Origin of the sequence: Kiloniella sp., assembly GCF_048270245.1 — a bacterium.
Taxonomy (GTDB): Bacteria; Pseudomonadota; Alphaproteobacteria; order Kiloniellales; family Kiloniellaceae; genus Kiloniella.
The window spans coordinates 86,613-111,740 of record NZ_JBLWTH010000007.1; the positions used below are offsets into that span (position 1 = coordinate 86,613).

A 25,128-nucleotide genomic window follows, 5' to 3' on the forward strand; every position below is an offset into this window, starting at 1 on the left:
GTGCAAAAGGTAAATAATTTGTCACGATGGTGAAATTTTTTATTTTTCTTCAAAAAGTGTGAAAAGATAAACTAATACAGCTTCTTATGAATATTGTATTCTTTAACGAATACGTAAAAGAATTTATAAAATTGTTTTTTTCTTGAGAAAGGCTCCTTGATTTATCCCCTATGGGGGGATAGCGTTGGGGAGTAGCTTATCATTCTGTAAGACTTTTATTATGCTCAGTGTTCTGAAAAACAAGACTTACCGAACTTTATTTACCGCTCAGATTTTGTCCCTTATGGGGAGCGGATTAACAACGGTGGCACTCGGTCTTCTGGCCTATGACTTGGCCGGGGAAAATGCGGGTGCTGTTTTGGGAACAGCACTGGCACTTAAAATGGTTGCCTATGTGGGAATTGCGCCTGTTGTCGGGGCATTTGCAGATAAGATTCCGCGGAAGAGTTTTTTAGTTATCCTGGATTTATGCCGCGCAGGAATGGTTATCTTTCTACCGTTTGTGACCGAAATCTGGGAAATTTATCTATTGGTATTTTTGTTTCAGTCGTTCTCTGCTGCCTTTACTCCGACCTTTCAGGCGACCATCCCGGATGTTTTGCCTAAAGAGAGTGATTTTACCAAAGCGCTCTCCTTATCTCGTTTGTCTTATGATCTCGAAGCCTTATTAAGCCCGCTTTTTGCAGGGCTGTTATTATCGATTATGAGTTTTCATTGGCTGTTTTTAGGAACGATCATTGGTTTCTTGGCGTCTGCCTTACTTGTGGTTGCGATTGTTCTGCCCAAAGTTGAACCAACAGAAGAAGAGCGAAATTTCTTTCGCAAAGTATCCAGAGGAACAAGGATTTATCTGGCGACACCACGGTTACGAGGGTTGCTTGCATTGAGTTTTGTTGTTTCAGCAGCGGGTGTCATGGTCATCGTGAATACTATTGTTTACGTGCGTGAAGTCCTTGATGGTACAGAAAGTGACGTCGCTGTTTTTCTTGGGGCAGCAGGTCTGGGCTCGATGTGTGTTGCTTTAAGCTTACGGAAAATACTCGATGAGTTTGAACCGAGATCCATTATGCTTTTAGGGGCTGTGGTCCTGTTGATCACGCTTGTTGTCGGCTCTTTGGAATTGTCCTATAGCCTTGCTTTGGTCGTTTGGTGCCTGATTGGGGCAGGGACTTCCTTGATCCAAACACCGGGCGGTTTATTGTTGAAGCGCTCTGCCCATAAACAGGATCTTCCCGCATTATTTTCCAGCCACTTTGCGTTATCCCATGCCTGCTGGCTTATTGCCTATCCGGCAGCTGGTTGGTTGGGCCTGTATCTTGGACTATCAGAAACATTCCTTGTCAGCGCTGTTGGTGTGTTTGGTGGACTGGTCGTCGCAATTATTGTGTGGCCTTCAAAAGATAGTGCCGTGTTGACTCATGTACATCCAGAAGTATCACACCTACATTTGCACACCCATGATGAACACCACGACCACGACCACGAAGGATGGGAAGGGCCGGAACCACATCGCCACCCGCATTACCACCCCAAACAGGTACACAAACATACCTTTGTGATCGATAGCCATCATGAGCTTTGGCCTAACAGGAATTAGTTCAATTCGCTCAAGTTGACGTCACAGAACTGTGACGCGCTGTGTTTTTACCCCGTAATGATCTCTGCTTACCTTGAGAGTGTTCGAAGGTCGCGAGGATATTATGGTCTTTATTTCTACACGAAGGGCTTTTGCCCTATTGTTGTCTATGTTCCTCTGTGTGTTACCACTACACCTTCAGGCTCAAAGTGTTCAACATCCCCCTCTTCTTGTTGAACAGAGCCTGCAGGTTTTGGTGGGTAGTCGTGAAGATCGGGATAAAAACCTTGCGATTTTCGAACAACGAGGAAAGACAGATGTCGTTCCTGCTTTGATACAAGCGCTTCGTTTTCAACCCAATAGCACTCAACTTAGATCTACACTGGTTTCCTTGACGGGGCAGCCGGATCAGAGTTGGGACGATTGGATGCTTTGGCAGGAAGAACACCCCGAGATTAAACCTTTTGACGGTTTTGATGTATTCAAAGCGCGTGTAACACAACTCATCGATCCAAATTTTGCTGATTTTCTTTATCCGGGCGTTCGTCATTCAATCCGCTTAGAGGAAATAGCATGGGGTGGCGTAAACAAAGACGGTATTCCCTCACTGGATCATCCAGGAATGATCCCCGCGAAAAAAGCTGACTACATGCGCGATGATGATTTGGTATTTGGCATTTCCATTAATGGCGACACCAGGGCTTACCCGCTACGCATTATGAACTGGCATGAAATGTTCAATGATGTCATTGGGGGAGTTCCCGTTGCCTTGGCTTACTGTACACTTTGCGGGTCGGGTATTTTGTACGAAACTGATTTGGGAGACGGAAAAGAGCCGATGATATTCGGATCATCTGGTTTTCTCTATCGCTCAAATAAGCTTATGTTTGATAGACGAACACATTCGCTGTGGAATCAGTTTACAGGACGTCCTGTCGTGGGGACTTTAACGGGCACAGATCTGGAGCTTAAAACCAGACCGGTGACGATTACACGCTGGGAACAATGGAAGGCTCATCATCCAAAAACAAGAATTCTGAATATCGATACGGGATACCGAAGAGACTATGGATCAGGGGTTGCCTATAGAGAGTATTTTTCCTCGCCCGAACTCATGTTTCCGGCGCAGGTAGACCAAAGCGAAAATGTCGCAAAATCTTATGTTTTTGTCTTGCGTTTGCAGGGCAAAGAACAGGCTTGGCCGCTTTCGAGATTCCGTGGTGGGCAAGTGGTTCAGGATAAGATTGGTGAACAAAAAATTATTCTGATCGGAAATGAAAAGACCCGAACAGTGCGGGCTTATGCTGGAAATGATGAAGTATTTTCTCTTGTTCAAAAAGCAGGTTATTTAAAAAGTGAAAATGGTAGTTGGGAAGTGACCGAGGATGCACTGATTTCTGAAGATGGTCATCAACTGGAACGATTACCGGGACATATTTCCTACTGGTTTGCCTGGAACAACTATAGTCGATCCGGAGCTTTTGCCGATTAGTGTTCAACCTTGTCTGATTTTTTGAAATGCAGGGCAACATGATCAACAAAGGCCTTCACCCGCGGGGCAAGGTGCCGCCGATGTGGGTAAATCACATAGGCACTTCTGTCATAGGCTTCAAACTCTTGAAGAACCCGGACTAGACGGCCTTCTTCAAGGTCTTTTCTAACAGTAGAAATTAAACACATACCAATACCGTGGCTATCTAAAGTCATTTTTCTTATGGGTTGTGCGGCGTTTACACGTGCACGTGGTTTGATGGTTAGCGCCGTTTTTTTTCCGTCGACAATAAAGTCCAATTGATTTGTCGGACTGATGGTTGATCCAAGAATACAATCGTGATCAATTAACTGATTAGGGTGCGTTGGTGTACCTCGTTCTTTTAGGTACCCCGGTGTTGCACAAAGCAGATATTTGTATTTAGCGAGGTGTCTGGCGATTAAGCTGCTATCGTTGAGGGCACCCAATCTTACTGCGACATCAATCCCTTCTTGGATGATATCTACGGTTCTTTCTTCCAATCGTAAATCCAGAGTGACTGCGGGATGAAGTTTCATAAAATCATTGGCACAATCGACAACAATCTCTTCACCCAGAACTCTGGGGGCGGTGATGCGAAGATGCCCTTTTATGGTATCGGTTTGCTCGCTTACGAGGTCATGCAATTCATCGGTTTGCTCAATGATTAATAGGCATCGATCATAATAGGCTTGTCCAAGTTCTGTGACGCTTACTTTGCGCGTTGTACGGTTAAGCAGGCGTGCTTCTATCTTTTCCTCGAGCTTTTTTACATGCTTGCTGGCGAGCATTGTTGAGATACCGAGGCTTTTTGAGGCTGCGGTGAAACTGCCGTGTTCTACGACTGCGGTAAAAACACGCATACTCTCAAGTGTGTCCATTATTATATCTATTTTGTTTATAATTATGTCCAGTATGTATGGATAATAAATGAATATCTAGCGAATTATCTTATGTTCAAGAGGGCGGATAACACTCCGTTTCTCAAGCGAATGACTCTTTTTTTGATTTAAGCCTCTAAGGATTAGAAGATGATTAAATTATATCGCCATGCACTTTCCGGTCATGCTCATCGTATTGAACTGTTTCTTTCTCTGCTGGGTCTTGAGCATGATTTGGTAGATGTGGACTTGATGGCTGGTGCGCATAAGGACGCAGAATTTTTGAAAATGCACCCCTTTGGACAGGTACCTGTCCTTGATGATAACGGTGTCGTCCTGTGGGATTCCAATGGCATTCTTGTTTATCTTGCCCGAACATATGGGGGCGAGACTTGGAGCTTGGGTTCTGCGCAAGACGAAGCTGCAATTCAGGGATGGCTTTCCATTGCAGCTGGTCCGATTGCATCCGGTCCTGCCTCGGCGCGGTTGGTAACTGTATTTGGTGCAAATCTGGATCACGATGTTGCTAAAGCACGTGCGACAGCGCTTTTTGAAACAATGAACAAGATTCTTGATGGGCAGAGTTATTTGGTTGGCGAGAAGGTAAGTATTGCGGATGTTGCTGCTTATACCTATATCGCTCACGCCCCTGAAGGTGGTGTTTCCCTTGATCCTTACCCAAACATCCAAGCTTGGATTTCAAGAATTGAAGCCTTGCCAAACTTTGTCGGCATGCAAAAAACGCCTTTGAGTGATGTGGCTTAATTAAAGGTTTGCGAGAGAACTCTGAAAATAGTGAATGATTCAGGGTTCTCGCTCCATTTTGCCCATTCGTTCAAAAAAATAAGAATGAATAAGGAGTTCAGTTATGAGCACATCCTTTTTTGATCCCAAAACAACACCTTTTCACGAAGGAGAGTTGGCGGTTCAGCGACGCTTGGGTGTCCTGGAGAATGTTCATCACTACGCACCTAAATTTGTTCGCAATTTTTTACCAGACCAACACCGTGAATTTTATGGAAATCTGCCACAAATTATTGTCGGATCATTGGACCAAAAGGGTCGCCCATGGGCATCAATGGTTGTTGGTCAATCTGGCTTTATAACTTCACCTGATCGAGAAACGCTGGTTATTGATAACGCACCTTTATCGGGGGATCCCTTGTCAGAAAACGTGGAAATCGGATCTCCGTTAGGATTTTTAGGAATTGAATTCCATACGCGGCGTCGAAATCGTCTGGCAGGTAAGGTGCGCGGGCGAACGGCTAAAAACGGTTTTACTGTTGGCGTTGATCAGAGCTTTGGCAATTGCCCACAATATATACAAGCGCGTACGCCCGCCTATGATGAAAATTCTGAACTAGAAGCTCTAAAAACTTTGGGAGAAAAATCAGGAAAACACTCTGAGGTTTTGGGTAAGAGTGCTAAAAACATCATTGGCAAAGCGGATACTTTTTTTATCTCGTCAGCTTATTTTCCGGATAATCGTGATCATCGGTTTGGTGTGGATGTGTCCCATCGTGGCGGCAAACCAGGTTTTCTAAAGGTTGTTGATGACACGACATTATTGTTTCCTGATTTCCCGGGAAATAACCACTTTAATACTTTTGGGAACATAGAGGTTTATCCGAAAGCTGGTTTGCTGGTTCCTGATTTCGAAACTGGCGATCTTCTCTATATTACCGGGCAGGCTGAAGTCATCTGGGATGGTCCAGAAGTTCTGGCTTTTGCTGATGCTCAACGATTGGTGCAGATTAAGGTGGAAGAGGTACGCCTTGTTGAAAAGAGCCTACCGATGTCCTGGACTTTTGAGAGCTATTCTCCTTTTCTTGATTTGACGGGGTCTTGGGAAGAAGCGGAAGAGATACTCTCGACTTTAAAGGATCGGAATGCATGGCGGCGCTATGTGGTCGCTAAAATAGAGAAAGAAAGCAAAAGCATTTCATCCTTTTACCTGGTCCCGGAAGATAAAAAGGCACTGGCTGACTATGAACCCGGCCAACACTTACCAATACGGGTTGATATCCCGAACAAGACGCTAACGGGAGAAAAACAAGAGGTAAGAAGAACCTACACAATTTCGAATGCTTTTAACGGGCGTTATTATCGTCTTTCGATCAAACGTGAAGAAGCAGGATTGGTTTCCAAATACTTTCACGATCGTATGAAACCCGGAGATATCATTGAAGCGCAAGGATCATGGGGTGATTTTTATCTGGATAGAGAAAGTACGCGTCCTGTCGTTCTTCTCTCTGGCGGTGTCGGTGTGACGCCAATGATGGCCATAACCGAAGCACTTTTGGAGCAAGAGAAAAAGTTCCCTCGTGGGCGTAAAATCCATTTCATCCATGGGACGCGGAACGGGAATGAGCACGCCTTTGGAAAATATACAAATGCCTTGGCGACATGGTTTGACTGCTTTGAAGTATATAACACCTATTCTCAGCCAGAATCCTCTGATGTTTTGGGTAAAGGGTTTCAAGTTCAAGGGCGTATTGATCTGAATTTGTTGCGGGAACATCTGTCCCTTGATGATTACGATTTTTATCTCTGTGGCCCTCAGAAATTTATGCAATCCGTTTATGAAGCCTTGAGGACACTGGGCGTGCGCGAGGAACGTATTCGTTATGAAACCTTTGGTTCCTCGACGGTGCTTAAATCCTCTGCGGAGTTAAAAATAGGTTCGGAAGAAGGTAGCGCCAGTCTCGAAATGGCTGCCCAAAGTGACCTCCCTCAAGAACCTGTCATGGTTCGGTTTGCGTCTTCAGATCAGGTGGCAGAATGGAGTCCTGAAAAAGGGAGCCTGTTACAGTTGGCAGAAGAAAATGGTATCTTTCCAGATTTTTCCTGTCGATCAGGAAATTGTGGTGCTTGCGTGACGAAATTGAAGTCTGGTGCTGTCAGTTATCCGAAAGGGTATTCAGCAGGAATTGCAGATGATGAGGTTCTTCTTTGTTCTGCCGTGCCACAAAAGCCAGCAGGTTATTCTGATGATGAGAGTGAAGTCGTATTGGATTTATAGGCAAATAGACTAATTTGCTTAGGTAAAATAATTGTATTTTTCCCTGTAATTTCTGCGGACAATACTTGCTCTGGATCAGGATTTACCTATACTCCCGGCAGATTTACCAACAAACGGCACTTATGCCTTCTTGCGGCATAGCCACTATTTGCAGAGGCGTGAACTCTTATGGGCGATATCAAAAAAGTCGTACTTGCCTATTCAGGCGGACTTGATACTTCGGTAATCCTGAAATGGCTTCAGGAAACTTACAATTGTGAAGTCGTGACTTTCACAGCGGATCTTGGTCAAGGTGAAGAGCTGGAGCCAGCCCGTAAGAAAGCAGAAGCTTGTGGCGTTAAAGATATCTATATCGAAGATGTGCGTGAAGAATTTGTCAGCGATTTTGTCTTTCCAATGTTCCGTGCCAACGCTGTTTACGAAGGTGTTTACCTTTTGGGAACGTCAATCGCACGTCCGCTGATTTCCAAGCGTTTGATTGAAATAGCTGAAGAAACAGGTGCAGATGCTGTTGCCCATGGTGCAACGGGTAAAGGAAACGATCAGGTTCGTTTTGAGCTAAGCTGCTACGCGTTGAACCCGGATATCAAGGTTATCGCACCTTGGCGCGAATGGGACCTGACATCCCGTACAAAGTTGATTGATTTTGCCGAAAAGCACCAAATTCCAATCGCAAAAGACAAGCGTGGCGAAGCGCCGTTTTCTGTTGATGCCAACCTTCTACATACTTCCTCTGAAGGTAAGGAAATGGAAGATCCGTGGGTCGCACCGGGCGAACATGTTTATCAGCGCATTGTTTCACCAATGGATGCGCCGGACGAAGCGACTGAAGTCATCATTGAATTCAAAAAAGGTGATGCGGTTGGAATCAATGGTCAAAAAATGTCCCCTGCTGAAATCCTTACCAAGCTGAATGAGCTGGGTGGTGCAAACGGTATTGGACGCCTTGATCTGGTTGAAGGCCGTTTTGTCGGGATGAAATCTCGTGGTATCTACGAAACACCGGGTGGAACAATCCTTCTTGCGGCACACCGCGCGATCGAATCCATTACGTTGGACCGCGGCGCGATGCACTTAAAAGACGAGCTGATGCCGAAATATGCCGAGCTTATCTATAACGGTTTCTGGTTTAGTCCAGAGCGTGAAATGTTGCAGGCTATGATCGATAAATCGCAAGAACATGTAGAAGGTAATGTGCGTTTGTCTCTCTATAAAGGCAATGCAATCGTTACCGGACGTGAGTCAGCAAAATCACTCTATAGCTTAGAGCATGTGACCTTTGAAGAAGATACGGTTTATGACCAACGCGACGCTGAAGGCTTTATCAAGCTGAACGCTCTGCGGTTGAAGCTACTGAATAAGCAAAGATAATTTCTTTGTAAATTTCGAATAAAAAAAGCCCTGCAATCGCGGGGCTTTTTGTTTTTGGGAGAGATGTTTTGAAAAACGACTGGAACACTGATCAATATCTTCAGTTTGAGGATCTTAGGACACGTCCTGCGTATGAGTTACTGAACAGGGTAAGTATTGATAAGCCTGAGACGGTTGTTGATCTTGGCTGTGGTCCCGGCAATTCGACAGAGCTTTTACAGAGAAAGTTCCCATCAGCTGCTATTCTTGGGGTGGATTCTTCGCCGAAAATGCTGGAAGAGGCAAAAAAGAGACTCCCTAACGCAGAGTTCTCCCTTGATGATATTGCAACTTGGCATCCGCAGGAAAAAGCAGACGTTATTTTTGCCAATGCTTCGCTTCAGTGGGTAACTGGGCATAGCGATTTGTTTCCTCGTTTGATGCAGTGCCTTAAGCCGGGCGGTATCCTCGCCGTTCAAATGCCGGATAACCTATCCGAGCCAACTCATGCTTTGATGAGAGAGACTGCTTCAGAAGGACCATGGGCAGAGGTGCTCTCAGAAGCGGTGAAATCGCGCGAAACTATTGGCCGTTGTGCGGATTATTATAATTGGGTGGCGGATCAATCTGATGTGATTGATATATGGCGGACCAGTTATGAGCATGTTTTGGTTGATGCGGAGGGCATTGTGGATTGGTTCAAATCAACAGGTCTCAGGCCTTTCTTGGATCCCTTAAATGATCAGGAACGGACTGCATATCTGGAACAGTATCTAAGCAAGATTAAACAGGCTTATAAGCCGTTGAAGGATGGCCGCGTTCTACTGACTTTTCCGCGATTATTTATCGTTGTCCAAAAGAAACTTTGATAAGCTATCTTAACCTCATGGTTTAATCCAATGCCTTCACCGCAAAGCTGCTAGGCAGAGGATCGTGTAGATTGTCATTGCCCCCGGGCGAGATTCACGTTAGTGAAGGCGCCATTCTTATGATGAGAGATTGATATGAGCGACGAGAAGAAAAAAACTGACGACCCGATTGCGATTTTTATCCTTGGGGAACTCTACGGGGCTGAGAATGCCGTTAGCCCGGATGCTCTTGCGCGCGCTTATTACAAGCCTCGTGCAAAGAAAGAAGATCGCCCGGATGCCTGGCGCAAATATTTACCTGCCGTTCGCCAGCAGGCTTTGCACTTGGCACGCACAGGCCGGATCAATATTATTCGCAAAGGCGAAGTGGCTGACCCGAAGGCACCGATCAAGGGGCTGTTCAAGCTTGTGATTGCTTAAGGGCAAGCATTAAAATTGTGTGTCTTGCTTGGCTTTTTTTAGCGCCAACGACGATAATAAGAAAAACCCCGGGACTGAGGATTCAGGCCCGGGGTTTTTTATGGCTAATTCCATAGCGAAATCTTAGAGGAGGTTAGGCTCTTTTAGTCCGTTTTGGCGACTTGCAGCCGTCAGTGTGTTGGCAAGAAGACAAGCAATTGTCATCGGGCCTACGCCACCTGGAACCGGGGTGATTGCGCCAGCATGTTCCATGGCTTCTGTTGTCGCGACATCACCGACCAGTTTATTTTTACCTTCAACTTCAATGCGGTTGATCCCAACGTCGATAACGGTTGCGCCCGGTTTAATCCAGTCGCCTTTAACCATTTCAGGACGTCCAACAGCGGCAACCACAATATCAGCCTGACGCACAACGTCTGGAAGGTCTTTTGTACGACTGTGCGCGATGGTCACGGTACAGCTTTCTTGTAGCAGAAGTTGGGCCATTGGTTTGCCGACAATGTTAGAACGACCAACAACGACGGCTGTTTTGCCAGAAAGGTCACCAAGGTGATCTTTGAGCAACATGATAGAACCAAGCGGGGTACAAGGGATCATTGGTGCGCTTGCGCCACGTGCGCCAGTTGCCAAACGACCAGAATTGATAACGTGGAAACCATCAACGTCTTTGTTTGGATCAATGGCATTAATGATGGCGTGATCATCAATATGATCGGGAACAGGCAATTGAACAAGGATACCGTGAACAGCAGGATCGTTGTTGAGCTCTTCGACTTTTGCCAAAAGCTCTTCCTGAGTAGTTTCAACGGGCATCTTGTGTTCGTAAGAATTCATGCCAGCTTCAAGGGTCTGTTTGCCTTTACTGCGCACATAAACCTGACTAGCAGGGTCTTCACCAACCAGAACAACGGCAAGACCGGGTGTTAGCCCATGATCGTTTTTCAGGCGGGTAACTTCTTTTGCAATGCGGCCACGAAGGGTAGCGGAAAACTTTTTACCGTCAATAATTGTCGCAGTGGACATCATAGGTCTCCTTGATTGATCCCAGTGCCAATTGACATCGGGGGCGATTGATCTCAATGTCAATTGGTCAGTATCATAAGCCCAACAAAATTCCGCCTGAGGCGATGTAAAGTATGGGGAATCTCGACTTCTGTTTTCGTGGTTTTATGGCTTTCGGTCTGGCGATGCAATGACTTATCGCAAGGCAGGATAGGCTTTCTGTTTTGAATTCTGAATTAATTGATCGGATAATCCGGTTAAAGCTCGTCAGAGCTCAGAATTTCAACGCCTGATTCTCGCATGTGAGACATCGCTTTAGCCAATGATCCATCCAGATCAATTGCTCGACAGGCGTCGGCAATCACAAAGGTTTCAAACCCCTGCTTGATGGCGTCTATTGCCGAGTAATACACACAAAAATCCGTTGCAAGGCCGCAAAGGAAGATGCGCGTGATCTCGCGCTCTTTCAAATATCCGCTGAGGCCGGTTGAGGTACTTTTGTCATTTTCGTAAAAGGCGGAATAGGAATCGATTTCTTTCCGAAAGCCCTTGCGCAGGATCAGCTCCAGCGCATTTTTATTGAGATCTTTATGCAGAGTTGATCCGTCTTCTCCTTGAACACAATGATCCGGCCAAAGAACCTGTTGACCATAGCTAAGCTCGATTATTCCATAAGGGGTCTGATTTTTGTGGGATGAAGCAAAAGATAAATGTCCCTCGGGGTGCCAGTCTTGTGTAGCAAGTGCGTGGGGAAAGCGGTCAATCAGTTTGTTCACAACGGGGACAATGGCTTCACCTTCTGGTACCGCCAAAGCCCCACCCGTGCAAAAATCGTTTTGCACATCAATGATCAAGAGGGCATCGCGGCTGCTCAAACTTAGAGAATGGGACATAACGCGATACCTTCTTTGTTGATAAGCCAGATTTAAGCTGTTTTACGCAAAACTGATGCGGAGGTTAATGAGCACATTTTGTAGGAATATGATGATCAGTAAAAGTACGATTGGGGACAGGTCCATGCCGCCGATATTGGGAATGATATTTCTAATCGGGCGAAGTACAGGTTCTGTCAAACGCCAGAGAAACTCTCCAACCATACTGACAAACTGGTTATGCGTATTAATTACGTTGAAAGCAACGAGCCAGCTTAGAATTGCCGAAAGGATAACAGCCCATTTGAATAGATCGAGCGCAATCACGAGTACAGTAATCAAAGGCCCTAGAATAATGTCCATTGTAAACACATCTCAACTGGTTGGGAGGTTGCAGGCAATAATAAATTAAGAACAGCCTACATACCTGCTTCTTTATATTCAAGCAAAGCAATTACCCAAGGCAATTACCTAATAAGTTATCTGGGTGTTTTTGTCTGCTTAAACATGACGTCTCTTCGAAGCTAAATAGGACGCGGAAAGCTAAATTACAAGCTGATACTTATCTCTCAATGTATGTTTAGAACCTTTGTTGATTGGGGATGTGTGGAACGATGATAATGGTTTAATTATCATCGTTCTGATCAATTTTCAGTGGTGCCGGACAGAGTATTTGCTTCTGGCTATTTGCTTGGGTAAGCTTTTGATGGGTGTGGTGCAATCTTGTTTGATTTATCAAAGGATTAGTAATGTCTGTTATGGGACAGGACCGTTCGCTAGAAAGCGTCAGAAAAGCACTTTCGCATCTCCACGAAAAACTTGGTTTGGATTTCTCTTTTCAACTTTGGGATGGGTCTCTTGTTCCGCCTTCTGATGCTGAAAAAAATAACCTCCGTCTGGCGCTTACGGACAGAACGGTCTTAACCAAACTACTCAGGCGGCCAAAACTTAAGACGGTTATTGATCTCTATCTTTCAGGTGGGCTGGATATTCGTGGCGGCACGCTTTTTGATCTGGCCGAACGTCGCCCCCAAGGCAAAACCAAGAAGCTGCTCAAAAGCCTGAATAAAAGCCTTCTACTACGGAATCTCTTTCCGCTTCTCTTTGCGCGAACGGATCAACAAAACGTCCAGCTGGACGGTCAAGGCGAGACGTCGGGCCGGGGTAGCAAGCAGGACGATATTGCATATCACTATGACGTATCCAACAGGTTTTATGAGCTCTTTCTTGATCCCGAGATGGTTTATACCTGTGGCTATTTCACGGACTGGGCCAATGATCTTGCACAGGCACAGCGCGACAAGCTGGATATGATCTGTCGCAAGCTACGCCTGAAACCCGGGGATCGCTTGCTGGATATCGGGTGTGGATGGGGCGCGTTGATCTGCCATGCGGCTGAACACTTTGGCGTCACTGCTGTCGGGGTTACGTTGTCCGAAGAACAGTTGGCTCTGGCACAACAGCGGATTAAAGAGAGAGGTCTTGAAAATAAGGTCTCGGTTGAACTCAAGGACTTTCGTTTGCTTGAAGGCACCTTTGATAAGATTTCATCCATTGGTATGTTTGAACATGTGGGCATAGAAAATCACCGGGAATATTATCTGACGGTTAATCGTTTGCTGGAACCGCGCGGAATTTATTTGCACCACGCCATTACCCGCAGGGGCAAAACCAGCGATGCGAAGTTCAATCGAAAGCGTCCAGAATATAATTCGATGCTCAAATATATTTTCCCCGGCGCGGAAGTTGATCATATCGGTATGACCGCGAGAAACCTTGAAGCACATGGTTTTGAGGTCCATGACGTCGAAGCGTGGCGTGAACATTACGCCAGAACCACGGAACTGTGGGCGCGTCGCTTGATCGAGAAAAAAGAAGAAGCGATTGCAGAAGCTGGTGAAGAACGCTATCGCCTCTGGGTCCTCTATCTCACTGGTGTGTCGTTAGCCTTTACACGAGGCACACTGAATATTTTCCAGACCGTCGCCACCAAAAGAACCAAGGGGCTTTCCGGAATGCCGCCAACACGATCTGATCTTTATCTCTAGGGATTAACTTTACAAATAATATATTATTTATAGGCTTTGGTTATGTCAGATAGCTCTTTCTATCGGTTGAGTTTAGAGGGGAAAAAAGTTGAATTATCTTATCTAGAGCTTCATTCAATCAGAAAAGATATTTTATTGTATTTTGATGAAAATGTTGGAGAAGCACTGGATCTATATTTGCCTTTTGACGTCTTTAAACAAGAATACTGGAAGTACCTCTCCATTGATTTTGATGATCATTTCGGAGAATCAGCATCTTATAAGGATTTGATAGAGCGCGGTACCTTAGCGCTTATAAATGGCATTACTTTGGATATTTTGTATCAACCTGTGGCATCAATGGAAACGGCGTGGGGAGAGCAAAAGATTAGTTTTGATGAGATCATACCGTATGTAGAAGCGTATCGGCCAAGTTGTCAGATGTTGGAAAATGGTAAAACATTAGTTCTAGATGCGTTGAATTTTATTGAACAACTGACTTGGAATGATGTCGATGAAAATGGAGATATCATCTCTTTCGATACATCAGTGCAAGCGGTATGGTTTGATGAAAATATCGTACAGGAATATTTTAGAACTGTTGTAAACCGTTCTTGTGGCGGACAAAAAGATCCCGAGTGATGCGATGATCACCCGGGATAAAAGAAGCTTAAGTCAGGACGGGAATCCGACTTAAGCCCGCTGGAAATCGTAAAGTTTGCCAAGATTTAGAATGTCAGTTAACTCTTCAAGGGCAGTTCGCACTTCATACAGAAGTGCTGGATCTTTGATGTCATCGGGTGAAAGCTCATCCCGATAGTGTTTTGAGACCCACGTCTTGAGGTCTTCGTAAAGGGCATCATCAAGCAGGACACGTGCACCCAGATTGCTTAAATCATCATCGCTGAGGACAACACGCAGTCTAAGGCATGCCGGACCGCCGCCGTTTTTCATGGATTGGCGAAGATTGAAGAACTCTACATTACTAATGGCACCGCCTTGTTGAACAAGATCTTCCAGATATTTTTTTACCCGTGGATTTTCCTGACACTCGATAGGGGCTATCAAGGTCATGGCATTGCTGCCACTGCTTGAAGGTGAAATTAGCTGGCTGTTGAAGAGATAACTTTGCACAGCATCTTCAACGGATACTTGATTGTCGGGAACCTCGACAAAAACCATGTCACTGCTCGAGAGCTTCCTGTTCAGCTCTTCTTTGACAGCATCGGTATTGAGAAAAGCCTTTTCGTGATGGAACAGAACTCGTCCGTTGCCAACCGAGATCACATCGTTGTGGAAGACCCCTTGATCAATCACATCGGGGTTCTGTTGCGCATAAACAACCCGATTTTCGGACAGGCCATGGAGACGAGCAACAGCCTGACAGGCTTCTAAGGTTTGTCTGGCGGGGAATTTTTTCGGACCCGGCGCGTTTTTGCGCAGGGCTTCGACACCATAAACGAAGAACTCTACGCCGGGGTCGCCATAGTTGGTGCAAAAACGTGTGTGGTTCGCGGCACCTTCATCCCCGAAATGGTGGCTGCCGTGTAGGGCAGGGTGATGAGCAAAGCGGCTCTCATCGGCAAAGATCGTCTGTAGCGTACGTCCGGTTGTCGGATGCTCAATAGAGCGATGAAACATGGAGATCAGGTTTGCCGGGGTGAAATGTGTTCTGCCGTCCTTTGTATCAGGACGCGGAGATACCGTTCCCGCATTTGCAACCCACATTGAAGAGGCAGAGCAAGTACCTGCAAAGAGAGCTGGATTTTCTTCTGCGGCTTTCTTAAGGATATCACCGTCGTTTCCACTATAACCCAAGCCGCGAAGGGTTGGTAGGTGAGGACGTTCCTGAGGAGGTAAAACCCCCTGCTTCATACCCATGTCAGCTAAGGCTTTCATTTTCTCCAACCCTTGCAAGGCGGCGCCTTTAGGGCTCGAGGTTCCTTTGGCTGACTTATCGGATGCTATGTTGCCATAGGAAAGACCTGCAAAGTTATGTATTGGGCCGACAAGACCGTCAAAGTTAACCTCGTAATAGGTCATCGACTTATCCCTTATCCTGTAGAATGATCCCAGGTGTTAGCTGTGCAGGGACGTTAAGCGTATCGGCTTCAAGAGAAGCGACAGGATAAGCGGCATAGTCAGCAGCATAGAAAGCACTTGGGCGATGATTGCCGCTGGCACCAACACCCCCAAAAGGTGCTGATCCACTGGCACCTGTCAGCGGACGGTTCCAATTCACGATACCGGCACGACTTTCGATCCAGAACTTTTCCCAAAGGCCTTTGTTGTCCGTTAGAATCCCGGCTGAAAGTCCAAAGCGGGTGTTGTTGGCAACCGCAATGGCTTCGTCAAAATCAGCAACGCGGATAATCTGGAGGAGAGGGCCAAAATATTCTTCGTCTGGCAGGTCTTTGATGGCTGTAACGTCTATCAGGCCAGGCGTTAAAAATGGTTTGCCATCATAAAGACGTTCCAGGCGCTTGATAACTTTACCACCCAGTTTCTCAAGATTTTCCTGTGCGGCAAGGATACCGTCCGCCGCAGCATTGGAAATCAAAGACCCCATAAAAGGTGGATTTTCCTGATCATCCTGTCCGACTTTGATACCATCAATTTGCGATGATAGTGTTTCGATAAATCTATCGCCTTCACTCCCTGTTGGAACGATCAATCTGCGGGAGCAGGTGCAACGCTGTCCAGAGGTGACATAGGCTGATTGTATGGTGTGATAAGCCGCAGCTTTGTGATCGCTTGCCTCCATAACAACCAGTGGGTTGTTACCGCCCATTTCCAGAGCCAGAATTTTACCGGTTTTACCTGCGTATTGGCGGTGCAATAGCTCGCCTGTTGCGGAGCTACCAGTGAAAAAGAGGCCATCAATGCCATCATGTCCGGCGAGGGCTACACCTGTTTCCTTGGCACCTTGCACCAGATTAAGGACGCCCGCAGGAAGTCCGGCGTCATGCCACGCCTGCATCATAACTTCGGCAACCATCGGGGTCAGGTCGCTGGGTTTGAAGACGATGGTATTGCCTGCAATCAAAGAGGGTACAATGTGCCCGTTTGGCAGGTGGCCGGGGAAATTATAGGGTCCGAAGACAGCAACAACGCCGTGAGGTTTGTGGCGTAGGGTTGCTTTCAGTCCTTCGCCCATTTGATTTTCATGATCGCCTGTACGTTTTTCAAAAGCGTCGAGGGACAGAGCAACTTTGCCAATCATCGCGGCTGCTTCAGTTTTGGTTTCCCAAAGCGGTTTGCCGGTTTCCATTGCAATTGCTACGGCGATATCTTCCTGACGTTCTTTCAGAAGGTCGCGATATTTTGTGATGATTTCAATACGGTTGTCTAATGAAGTGAGCGCCCATCCACGCAGCGCAGAACGTGCTGCGATAATGGCATCGTTTACATCCTCTGCCGTTGCAGAGGCCGCTTGCCAGATGACTTCGTTGTTTGCGGGGTTGGTAGAGGAAAGTATACTGCCTTTGCCATCGCGCCACACGCCATTGATATAAAGTTTCTGTGCTAGGCTCATGACTTGTTCTCCCGGAATTTTACGTAACGTACTTCATCGCCATCTTTCAGGCGGAGCGCGTCAATCGTTTCTTGTGTCAGTTTGATGGATTGTTTGTCGTCCAGCTCTGCGGGCTGAAGGCACATGCGATAAGCATCGATATTTGCGTTACTGATGATATAGAGATTTGATTGATCTTCTGTTACGACCTGTTCTGTTGTGCCGCTAACAGAGGCAACACGACTTGATTGTAGGGTTTTAATGTTTCTGGTTGGAACCTCTACAGAGGGGCCGCCGTCAAAAACATCGACATAACCGTTAAAGTTGAAGCCTTCTTTTTCAAGCAGACGCAACGCTGGGCTGGATGATTCGTGTGGCTTGCCAATAACTTCCTGTGCTTCTTCCGGAAGCAGATCGATATAGATCGGGTACTTTGGCATCAGATCTGAAATGATCTGGGTTCCCTTGACGGAAGAAATCTTGTCTGCGTTTTCAAAAGCAATGCCGAAGAATTTTTCGCCGAGATGCGTCCAGAAAGGAGAGGAGCCGTCTTTGTTTTGCCAGCCACGCATTTCGGCCATCACCATGTCACCGAAACGATCCGGAAAATCCGCCAAAGTTAAATAACGGCATCTGGACAGGAACTGACCGATACCGGGCTGGCGGTATTCTTTTGAAAGATAAAGCGACCCGATCTCAGTTGCGCCGGTGTAGTCGTTCACTAGCATCATGACCTTCATTTTACGGGTTGTTTCCAACTCGGATGAGGCATTGACCAATGTCGATATCTTATAGGAATAGAAGGGATACTTTAGCCCAACCCCGGCGTATAGCGCCGTGGTGCCAACCGCTTTTTGGGTCTTAGTGTCCTCGAGAACCATAAAGTAAATCTCACCTTGTGGTCCCATTGCGGGGGATTTGAAGCTGGCTTCTGAACGGGTGAGCTTTTCAAGCCAGGAACCTTCGTTGGCTGGCATGGATGTCATGCCTGTTCCCACAGCGTGGGACAAATCCATAAGATCACCTAGATCACTTTGTCGAGCAGGTCTGATAATTAACATTGGGACGATTTCCCCGGATTTGTCAGCCAAATTAGGCTGTGGTTGTACGGTCGGGCCAACTTGCTTCGCCTGCTGCCAGTTTAAAGAGCAGGAGAGCAGAAAGTTTGGCGCGTTCACTCAGGCTGTCGATCAGCAGGAATTCATCTGTACTGTGAATTGCCCCACCACGAACACCGAGCGTATCTATATTTGCAAGGCCAGCAGCTGCGAGGTTATTTCCATCGCAACATCCGCCTGTCGCTTTTGCTTCTGTTGAAAGACCCAGATCATCTCCACAGCTTTTCAACAGGGAAAAGAGTTGTTGGTGGGCCTTGTCCATAACCTTTGGTTGCCGCCCAAATGAACCGTGCAGTTCAAGTGAAATACCATCGGTCTGACTGATTTCATCAATGATTTTTTGCAGTTGCTTTTCTGCCCAGGCCTGCCCTTCCGGGTTTGGTACACGAATGTTAAAGCGACATAGTGCAAAATCGGGAACGACATTGTTGGGTCCGCCGCCGGTGAGCTTGGCAACGTTAATGGTGACGCCTTCCATTTGACCGTTCAGGCCATCCAGAAGCGAGATAGCCCGGGCGAGGGCTGCGATGGCATTTCTGCCAAGGTGATGTTCCCGACCGGCATGCGCAGCACGTCCGCGAGCAATCAGGGCAAAGTTGCCGCTGCCTTTTCTTGCGCCAGCCAACGTACCATCGGCCAATGCGGGCTCAAAAATCATACCGATATCGGCTGCTCTGGCGGCTTGGTCCAGATGTTGTGCTGATGCAAAAGAACCGATCTCTTCATCTGGGTTGATAATAACCTGCCAACCGATATTACCGGCATAGGGGCTGCGCTCAAGAGCCTGTAAGGCAGTGAGCATAACAACAATGCCGCCCTTCATATCGGCAACACCGGGACCATTGATGGTGTTTTCATCAAGCTTGGTACAGTGTTGGAAACTATGGTCTTTGGGATAGACGGTATCGCTGTGGCCCACCAGAAGAATACGGCGATTGGCGTTTGGCCATTTTGTGAGGCGAAGCAGCGGACCACTTTCGCTCTCGACGACCTCACCGTTATCAAGAACATCTGTTCGGGGTGGCAACTCAAGACGTTCTTCTTCTGCATCTAACGAAGATGCAAAGTCAGAAAGTCGGTCGATGACCTTTTCAATTCCCGGAATGTTCGCACTTCCGGAGTTGATTTCACTCAGCGTCAAAACTTCCGAAAGCATACTGTCCTGTTGTGCATCGATCCATTCGAGCAAAGGGGTATAAGTCATCGACCGTTTTCCTTAGGCTGTCAGTTTCGTACAAACACGATCAAGGATTTCAATCGCGGTATCCAGTTCATCATTAGAGACATTGAGCGGTGGCAGGAAGCGGATCTGATTGTCACCAGATTTTGCGCAGAGCATGCCTTCGTTCCTAAGCTCAAGCAGTACATCGCCATTTGGAATTGCGCACTTGAGGCCGATCATCAGGCCAAGACCATGTACAGAAATCAGGGCTTTGGGGTGTTTCGCAATAAGCTCTTCCAGTTGGGCACGAACTTTGTTGGATTTTTCTGTCACGGAAGCAAGGAAACCATCTTCCATCAAGAGATCCATAACAGCATTGCCAACAGCACCAGCAAGAGGGTTACCGCCATAGGTGCTGCCATGTGTACCAAAGATCATGGCTTCTGCAGCTTTGTCATTTGCCAAGCAAGCACCAAGTGGGAACCCGCCACCAATGCCTTTGGCAAGGGACATGACATCAGGCTCGATCCCTGACCACTCATAAGCAAAGAGCTTGCCGGTACGACCCATACCACACTGGACTTCGTCAACCATCATCAGGATATCGTGTTTGTCGCACAGGGCGCGAATACCCCGAAGGTACTCAGCCGTGCCCGGGCGAATGCCGCCTTCACCCTGAACGGGCTCAAAAATGACGCCAGCTGTTTTGTCTGTGATTGCGGCTTCCAGTGCTTTCAGATCACCAAAGGGAACGTGATCATAGCCTTCGTCTTCCATCAGGAAGCCGGCTGTATGCGCAGGGTTTCCTGCTGCAGCAATGGTACCGAGTGTACGACCATGAAAGGCGCTGGTCATACCAATAATACGCTTACGTTCCGGACGACCTTTGGCGTCTTGATATTTTCGTAGGATTTTCAGGCCACATTCGTTGGCTTCTGCACCTGAGTTACTAAAGAAAACTTTTGACGCAAAAGAATTGTCTGTTAGGCGTTTTGCCAGTGTTTCTGATTGTGTGACCCGGAACATGTTGGAACAGTGCCAGAATTTATCCGCCTGATCTTTCAGCGCAGCAACCAGATGCGGGTGCGCGTGACCAAAGGCGCAAACGGCAATCCCACTATAAAAGTCGAGATATTTTGTACCATCTTCTGCGTAAAGCCAGGTTCCTTCACCTCTTTCAAAGGCGATGTTTGGCGGGTTGTAGGTGGTCATCATGGCTTCGCGGCCAGGAAGAACGTTAGACATTATGTGCTCCTTTGGTGGATCTGTGCCTGATCTTTGATCAGGCGTCCCAGTATATTACCTGTGTATTACGCATTGTTCGGCGAGTTTGTTGTTGGCGAATTTCTAACGCCGTGGTTTCGCTCAGTTAAATAAGTTTATCGCAGAATCTGCCGAAGGTCTTATCGAAGTCGCTCTATTTAACTGCAGATACTGCGGTTTAAATAAACTATACCGAATTATATTTTGTTTTGTTCTTTGTAATAGGTATTTACAAATATCGTTAGAGTTTTGATTAATGTGCAAGTCTGATGTATTGAGAAAATAAGGATTTCCAGAGAATAATTTTCTGTTTATCCAGAATGAAACTGCGTTCTGTAATGTATAGTCTGGTAAAAATAAGGCCTGTAAATGTCATTTAGTCAGCAACTGGATCGAATAGATCAAAAGATTCTTTCGATTCTTCAGCAAGAAGCCCGCATAACCAATCAGGATTTGTCTGACAGAGTTAACTTATCACCAAGTTCTTGTTTAAATAGAGTCCGTAAACTGGAAGAACGCGGTTTTATCGGTCCCTATTTTGGAATGCTTGATCTGGAACGGGTATGTCGGTCTGTCATGGTCATCGCAACTGTGACCCTCAAAGACCATAGCCGGGATCAATTCAAAGCCTTTCAGGATTATGTGCAAAAGATCCCGGAAGTTGTCGAGTGCTATATGGTCAGTGGGTCTTTTGATTTCTGTTTAAGGATCGTGGCTCCTGATATGGGACGATACAACGAAATAAACGATCATCTATTGGATGCGACGGACACACCTGGTGTGATGAACATCAGTAGTCATGTCGTGCTAAACACATCCAAACATTTTTCTGGCTATCCGATTGAAAAGCTTCTTTAGCAACTTTTTACGAAATGATATGGAATTTAAAAATTGATTTTTGCGCCAAGAAGTACCGAAGTATAGCCTTCTTGGCTGTTTGTTTCCATTGTATGGGATATATCAAAATCGGCTTCTATCAACCCTGATTCATGTTGGTAGGTGATTCCTGTCCCGTAAATTCGCGCGTCGTTTATAAAGCTCGATTTAACAAATGGTTCCAAAAAGCTTGATGTCTTTGAATGGCCATCATCTAGCGAGAAACCATAAGCTAATAGTCCGCTCACTGAATATTCGCTGTAATCATCACGACCAATTTGTGATTGCCCTTCGATTATACCGTTCAACCCCATTGATGGGTTATTAATACGTATACCTCCCCCAAAGTCATAGGCATTATCATCATTGTTTATAGAATCTCTGAAATCATGAATGAAATCCACTTTAACAAAGGGCTGAATTTCTGTTTGATCACTGATAAAGCTATAACTTGCCTCTAACCCTGGCTGTATCTGCCAAGTATTAGATACTGTTTTATCGACATGAGTGCCGTCGCTTTCTGTATAGGCATCGACGACTTTATGAAGTGCTGTTAATCCTAATTTTGTTGAGACCGCAAAAGGGATATCCTGTAGAGGTTCGATTTTGTAGCTGGCATTTATACCTGCGTAGAGCATGGAACTGTCTGTGGTTGATGTGACTGATCCGTTATTGCGACTTTGTTCTATATCTCCGAAACTATATCCACCAAGAAAAGAAAGCTTGATGTTATCGGTTGCTTGATACACAGCATACGGGGTTAGGGACCAATTGGCTTCATCGTAAGTTCCAGAGTTATACAATGTTGAAAGATCGCTATCTGAATAACCCAATGATAAGCCGACGTAGGTTGCATTATTCAAACTGTAATCAAATCCAATATTGTACCCCCAGACATCACCCGTAAAACGGTTATCACCATCCGTTTCATCATGTTTGTTTTCAATGCTGTTATAAGAACCGTGCCCCCAAACTGTCCAAGGTTGATCTGTTGATAGGTCTGTTCTGGATTTAATTTCATTTTGAGAATCAGTTTGAGGAGCCGCGAATATGGATGTTACACTTGAATCAAAGGACGCCAACATCGCAAGTTCACGTGCTGAGTTTCCTTTTGTGGATGAACTATTGGCTCCCGTCTCAAAGTTTTCAGTAAACAGCGTGATTTGGTTTAACTCAGATTGGGGTGATGTGCGGCCAGTGCCACCAGGAGAATCACGCCCCGCGCCTGTGGAGGTCGAACGGCTAATACCTGAAGGGCTGCCAATTGTTGTAATTCTGGCACCTATATTGTTGGTAAGTACGATAGATTGTGAGTTTGATATGGATACCTGTACAGCTGCTTGAGCATTATTGGATACGTCTATTTCGTTGCTAATAATGACGAGCTGTAACGTAGATTCTTTTTTTATATTATAATGCGAGAGTGTCTTGCCATCTAAGAGGACTTGGCCAGAGAAAGTCAGTTTTTGTTGGGTGGGGCTTATTCCTTCCTTGTTTTGAATTTTAATCCTGATTTCTTCAATTTTATCAGAAGCCTCGACATCAAGAGTGATGGTCTTTTCTGGCACAGATACAAAAATTTGGAACGCGTATGCTGGGCTGGCCATGAAAAGGGTAAGGATGGCAAGAATTAGGAAGGCTTTTATCATTTAAAATACGGTACTGTTTTTTTGTTAATGCTGTTTTGTGGAAACAGCTACATTATGGTGTCTTTAAGTTTCAGTAACGGTAGTTTGTATTTCTTAAGTAATATTGAAGATTCCATGAATTATCTTATTGGAATTAAGGAGGAATATAGGGAGTGATGAAGTTATCTGGTTCTAATTAGCAGTTCCGCACAAGCTACAGGCGGGGTCGCGTTTGGTTTTCATCTTGTGGAATGATGTTCCCAGAGAATCGTACAGTAACAGGCTGTTACTCATACTATCGCCAATTCCCAGTAATTCCTTGATAACCTCGATGGATTGCAGGCTGCCCATTGTACCCGCCAGTGCGCCGAGTACGCCAACATCAGCGCAACTGCCTTTTTCCGCGACCTGTTCATCGCCAAAAAGGCAACGATAGCAGGGTTTGTCTCCCTCTTCGAAAGCTCTGAACGTTGTCAGTTGTCCATCAAAGCGCATAATTGCGGCGGAGACCAAAGGGACCTTTTGTCGATAACAGGCGTCATTGACTAGATAACGAGTATTGAAGTTATCACACCCATCGGCCACCAAATCATACTGACCAATCAGATCATCAATATTATCTGAATCCAGACGGAAATGATGGGGCTGGATATCTATGTCCGGATTGATCGCGGCCAGACGCGACCTAGCAGACTGCACCTTGGGGTGATTGATTTGATTTGTATCGTGTAAAATCTGGCGCTGCAGGTTTGACAGGTCAACAACGTCATCATCGACAACGCCGATGGTCCCAATACCAGCAGCAGCAAGATAAAGTAGAAGGGGGGAGCCAAGTCCCCCAGCACCGATAACGAGAACCTTTGAACGCAGAAGCTTTAGTTGTCCTTCTTCGCCCACTTCTGGAAGGACAAGATGTCGAGCATAACGGTCAATTTGATCGTCTGTTAGCTCGTCTTCCAATTGCTCATTCACGTTTCAAATTTCCGTTCGGCAGATGTGCACTTTTATCTGAGTGCATTTTTTCAGCTGGTTAAGATTTCAGACCGTTAGTTATTTTCAAAAAGATCTGTACTCAAATAGCGTTCGGCAAAAGAAGGTAAAATGGTGACAATTTTCTTACCCATCATTTCTGGTCGGCCGCCAATTTCCAGCGTTGCAGCAAGAGCAGCGCCAGAAGAAATTCCGATTGGTAGTCCTTCAAGAGCTGCTGCTTCGCGAGCAGTTCTGAAGGCTGTATCATTTCCGATTCGAATGATTTCATCAATCAATCCAGTGTCGAGAATGCTAGGAATAAATCCTGCACCAATCCCCTGAATTTTATGAGGGCCGGGTTGTCCACCAGAAAGAACAGGGCTGTCTTCGGGCTCGACTGCAACCATTTTGACTTCCGGGTTCAGCTCTTTAAGAACCGCACCTACACCCGTGAGGGTGCCGCCAGTCCCAACGCCGCAAACAACCATATCGACCTGACCAGCGGTATCGTGCCAAATTTCTTCGGCCGTTGTGATTCTGTGGATTGCTGGGTTGGCCTTGTTCATGAACTGTTGAGGCATAACTGCCTTGGGCAATTCCTTGACCAAGGTTTCTGCACGTGCAACTGCGCCACTAATGCCTAGCGCGCCATCTGTGAGAACCAATTCTGCGCCGAGATAACGCAGCATTTTGCGACGTTCTGCAGACATGGTTTTGGGCATTGTCAGGATCAGCCTGTAACCTTTTGCCGCACAAACAAAGGCAAGGGCGATGCCTGTATTACCGCTGGTTGGTTCGATAATAACGGTATCTTTGTCGAGCTCTCCGGATTCTTCCAGTGCTTCAATCATGGCAAAGCCAATACGATCTTTAATCGATGCTAGCGGATTAAAGAATTCACACTTTCCGAGAATTTCAGCACCTGAACCGTGGGCGTCGGCAAGTTTTTGCAATCGCACCAGTGGTGTCGCGCCGATCGTATCAAGGATAGAATCGTATATTTTGCCTCGGAAAGAGGAAGATAAGGTGTTGTTTTTGGTCTTCATGGTTTCTCGCTATACGACCC

At 46.2% G+C, this 25,128-nt stretch carries 22 protein-coding genes; 10 read left to right on the forward strand and 12 right to left on the reverse strand.

What is annotated here, in order from left to right; all coding sequences use genetic code 11:
• Positions 1 to 220 precede the first annotated feature (220 nt).
• Positions 221 to 1,597, forward strand: a complete 1,377-nt coding sequence (locus tag ACN0W5_RS15625; RefSeq protein ID WP_417455013.1) for an MFS transporter — start codon at positions 221 to 223, stop codon at positions 1,595 to 1,597.
• Positions 1,598 to 1,700: 103 nt separating this feature from the next.
• Positions 1,701 to 3,068 (forward strand): DUF3179 domain-containing protein, encoded by a 1,368-nt coding sequence (locus tag ACN0W5_RS15630; protein WP_417455014.1) that lies wholly within the window; start codon positions 1,701 to 1,703, stop codon positions 3,066 to 3,068.
• Here the strand turns inward: ACN0W5_RS15630 and ACN0W5_RS15635 are convergent.
• The gene (locus ACN0W5_RS15635; protein ID WP_417455015.1) at positions 3,065 to 3,967 is read right to left on the reverse strand and encodes a LysR family transcriptional regulator; all 903 of its coding nucleotides are present in this window, start codon (positions 3,965 to 3,967) and stop codon (positions 3,065 to 3,067) included. The genes ACN0W5_RS15630 and ACN0W5_RS15635 overlap by 4 nt on opposite strands.
• Positions 3,968 to 4,117: 150 nt before the next feature.
• Here ACN0W5_RS15635 and ACN0W5_RS15640 point away from each other — a divergent pair, with 150 nt between their 5' ends.
• The 5 genes from ACN0W5_RS15640 (at position 4,118) to ACN0W5_RS15660 (ending at position 9,628) form a co-directional block, all read left to right on the forward strand.
• Positions 4,118 to 4,732, forward strand: a complete 615-nt coding sequence (locus tag ACN0W5_RS15640) for a glutathione S-transferase family protein (RefSeq protein ID WP_417455016.1) — start codon at positions 4,118 to 4,120, stop codon at positions 4,730 to 4,732.
• 103 nt (positions 4,733 to 4,835) lie between these two features.
• Positions 4,836 to 6,989, forward strand: a complete 2,154-nt coding sequence (locus ACN0W5_RS15645; RefSeq protein WP_417455017.1) for a pyridoxamine 5'-phosphate oxidase family protein — start codon at positions 4,836 to 4,838, stop codon at positions 6,987 to 6,989.
• Between the two features lie 168 nt (positions 6,990 to 7,157).
• Positions 7,158 to 8,360 carry an argininosuccinate synthase gene (locus ACN0W5_RS15650; protein WP_417455018.1) on the forward strand — a complete coding sequence of 401 codons (1,203 nt, stop codon included), beginning with the start codon at positions 7,158 to 7,160 and terminating at the stop codon, positions 8,358 to 8,360.
• Between the two features lie 68 nt (positions 8,361 to 8,428).
• The gene (gene tam, locus ACN0W5_RS15655; protein WP_417455019.1) at positions 8,429 to 9,208 is read left to right on the forward strand and encodes a trans-aconitate 2-methyltransferase; all 780 of its coding nucleotides are present in this window, start codon (positions 8,429 to 8,431) and stop codon (positions 9,206 to 9,208) included.
• Positions 9,209 to 9,343: 135 nt separating this feature from the next.
• Positions 9,344 to 9,628, forward strand: a complete 285-nt coding sequence (locus ACN0W5_RS15660) for a DUF3253 domain-containing protein (protein WP_085901731.1) — start codon at positions 9,344 to 9,346, stop codon at positions 9,626 to 9,628.
• Positions 9,629 to 9,751: 123 nt separating this feature from the next.
• Here the strand turns inward: ACN0W5_RS15660 and folD are convergent, their stop codons facing one another.
• The 3 genes from folD to ACN0W5_RS15675 form a co-directional block, all read right to left on the reverse strand.
• Positions 9,752 to 10,651, reverse strand: a complete 900-nt coding sequence (gene folD / locus ACN0W5_RS15665) for a bifunctional methylenetetrahydrofolate dehydrogenase/methenyltetrahydrofolate cyclohydrolase FolD (protein WP_417455020.1) — start codon at positions 10,649 to 10,651, stop codon at positions 9,752 to 9,754.
• A gap of 236 nt (positions 10,652 to 10,887) precedes the next feature.
• Entirely contained in the window at positions 10,888 to 11,523 is a 636-nt protein-coding gene (gene pncA, locus ACN0W5_RS15670; protein WP_417455021.1) for a bifunctional nicotinamidase/pyrazinamidase, read from the reverse strand.
• A gap of 42 nt (positions 11,524 to 11,565) precedes the next feature.
• Positions 11,566 to 11,865, reverse strand: coding sequence for a YggT family protein (locus ACN0W5_RS15675; RefSeq protein ID WP_417455022.1), 300 nt, complete (start codon positions 11,863 to 11,865; stop codon positions 11,566 to 11,568).
• A 386-nt stretch (positions 11,866 to 12,251) separates the two neighbouring features.
• Here ACN0W5_RS15675 and ACN0W5_RS15680 point away from each other — a divergent pair, with 386 nt between their 5' ends.
• Both ACN0W5_RS15680 and ACN0W5_RS15685 read left to right on the forward strand, forming a co-directional pair.
• Complete coding sequence (locus ACN0W5_RS15680) at positions 12,252 to 13,550, forward strand: class I SAM-dependent methyltransferase (protein ID WP_417455023.1); 1,299 nt, start codon at positions 12,252 to 12,254, stop codon at positions 13,548 to 13,550.
• A 42-nt stretch (positions 13,551 to 13,592) separates the two neighbouring features.
• Positions 13,593 to 14,171 carry a hypothetical protein gene (locus ACN0W5_RS15685; protein WP_417455024.1) on the forward strand — a complete coding sequence of 193 codons (579 nt, stop codon included), beginning with the start codon at positions 13,593 to 13,595 and terminating at the stop codon, positions 14,169 to 14,171.
• A gap of 51 nt (positions 14,172 to 14,222) precedes the next feature.
• Here ACN0W5_RS15685 and astB read toward each other — a convergent pair whose 3' ends face one another.
• Genes astB through ACN0W5_RS15710 form a run of 5 tightly spaced genes read right to left on the reverse strand, consistent with a single transcriptional unit; the run spans position 14,223 to position 20,568 of the window.
• A complete protein-coding gene (gene astB / locus ACN0W5_RS15690; RefSeq protein ID WP_417455025.1) occupies positions 14,223 to 15,572 on the reverse strand; it encodes an N-succinylarginine dihydrolase in 1,350 nt (449 codons plus the stop codon).
• A gap of 4 nt (positions 15,573 to 15,576) precedes the next feature.
• Complete coding sequence (gene astD, locus ACN0W5_RS15695) at positions 15,577 to 17,064, reverse strand: succinylglutamate-semialdehyde dehydrogenase (RefSeq protein WP_417455026.1); 1,488 nt, start codon at positions 17,062 to 17,064, stop codon at positions 15,577 to 15,579.
• Positions 17,061 to 18,104 carry an arginine N-succinyltransferase gene (locus ACN0W5_RS15700; RefSeq protein ID WP_417455027.1) on the reverse strand — a complete coding sequence of 348 codons (1,044 nt, stop codon included), beginning with the start codon at positions 18,102 to 18,104 and terminating at the stop codon, positions 17,061 to 17,063. The genes astD and ACN0W5_RS15700 overlap by 4 nt, the downstream gene beginning before the upstream one ends.
• Positions 18,105 to 18,135: 31 nt before the next feature.
• Entirely contained in the window at positions 18,136 to 19,365 is a 1,230-nt protein-coding gene (locus ACN0W5_RS15705; protein ID WP_417455028.1) for a hydrolase, read from the reverse strand.
• 12 nt (positions 19,366 to 19,377) lie between these two features.
• Positions 19,378 to 20,568: an aspartate aminotransferase family protein gene (locus tag ACN0W5_RS15710; protein ID WP_417455029.1), complete on the reverse strand. Its 1,191-nt coding sequence runs from the start codon at positions 20,566 to 20,568 to the stop codon at positions 19,378 to 19,380.
• Positions 20,569 to 20,955: 387 nt separating this feature from the next.
• Here ACN0W5_RS15710 and ACN0W5_RS15715 point away from each other — a divergent pair, with 387 nt between their 5' ends.
• Positions 20,956 to 21,444 carry an Lrp/AsnC family transcriptional regulator gene (locus ACN0W5_RS15715; protein WP_299374208.1) on the forward strand — a complete coding sequence of 163 codons (489 nt, stop codon included), beginning with the start codon at positions 20,956 to 20,958 and terminating at the stop codon, positions 21,442 to 21,444.
• A 26-nt stretch (positions 21,445 to 21,470) separates the two neighbouring features.
• Here ACN0W5_RS15715 and ACN0W5_RS15720 read toward each other — a convergent pair whose 3' ends face one another.
• The 3 genes from ACN0W5_RS15720 to cysK form a co-directional block, all read right to left on the reverse strand.
• Positions 21,471 to 23,111 (reverse strand): autotransporter domain-containing protein, encoded by a 1,641-nt coding sequence (locus ACN0W5_RS15720; RefSeq protein WP_417455030.1) that lies wholly within the window; start codon positions 23,109 to 23,111, stop codon positions 21,471 to 21,473.
• A 171-nt stretch (positions 23,112 to 23,282) separates the two neighbouring features.
• Positions 23,283 to 24,062 carry a HesA/MoeB/ThiF family protein gene (locus tag ACN0W5_RS15725; protein WP_417455031.1) on the reverse strand — a complete coding sequence of 260 codons (780 nt, stop codon included), beginning with the start codon at positions 24,060 to 24,062 and terminating at the stop codon, positions 23,283 to 23,285.
• Positions 24,063 to 24,136: 74 nt separating this feature from the next.
• Positions 24,137 to 25,108, reverse strand: coding sequence for a cysteine synthase A (gene cysK, locus ACN0W5_RS15730; RefSeq protein ID WP_417455032.1), 972 nt, complete (start codon positions 25,106 to 25,108; stop codon positions 24,137 to 24,139).
• Positions 25,109 to 25,128 lie beyond the last annotated feature (20 nt).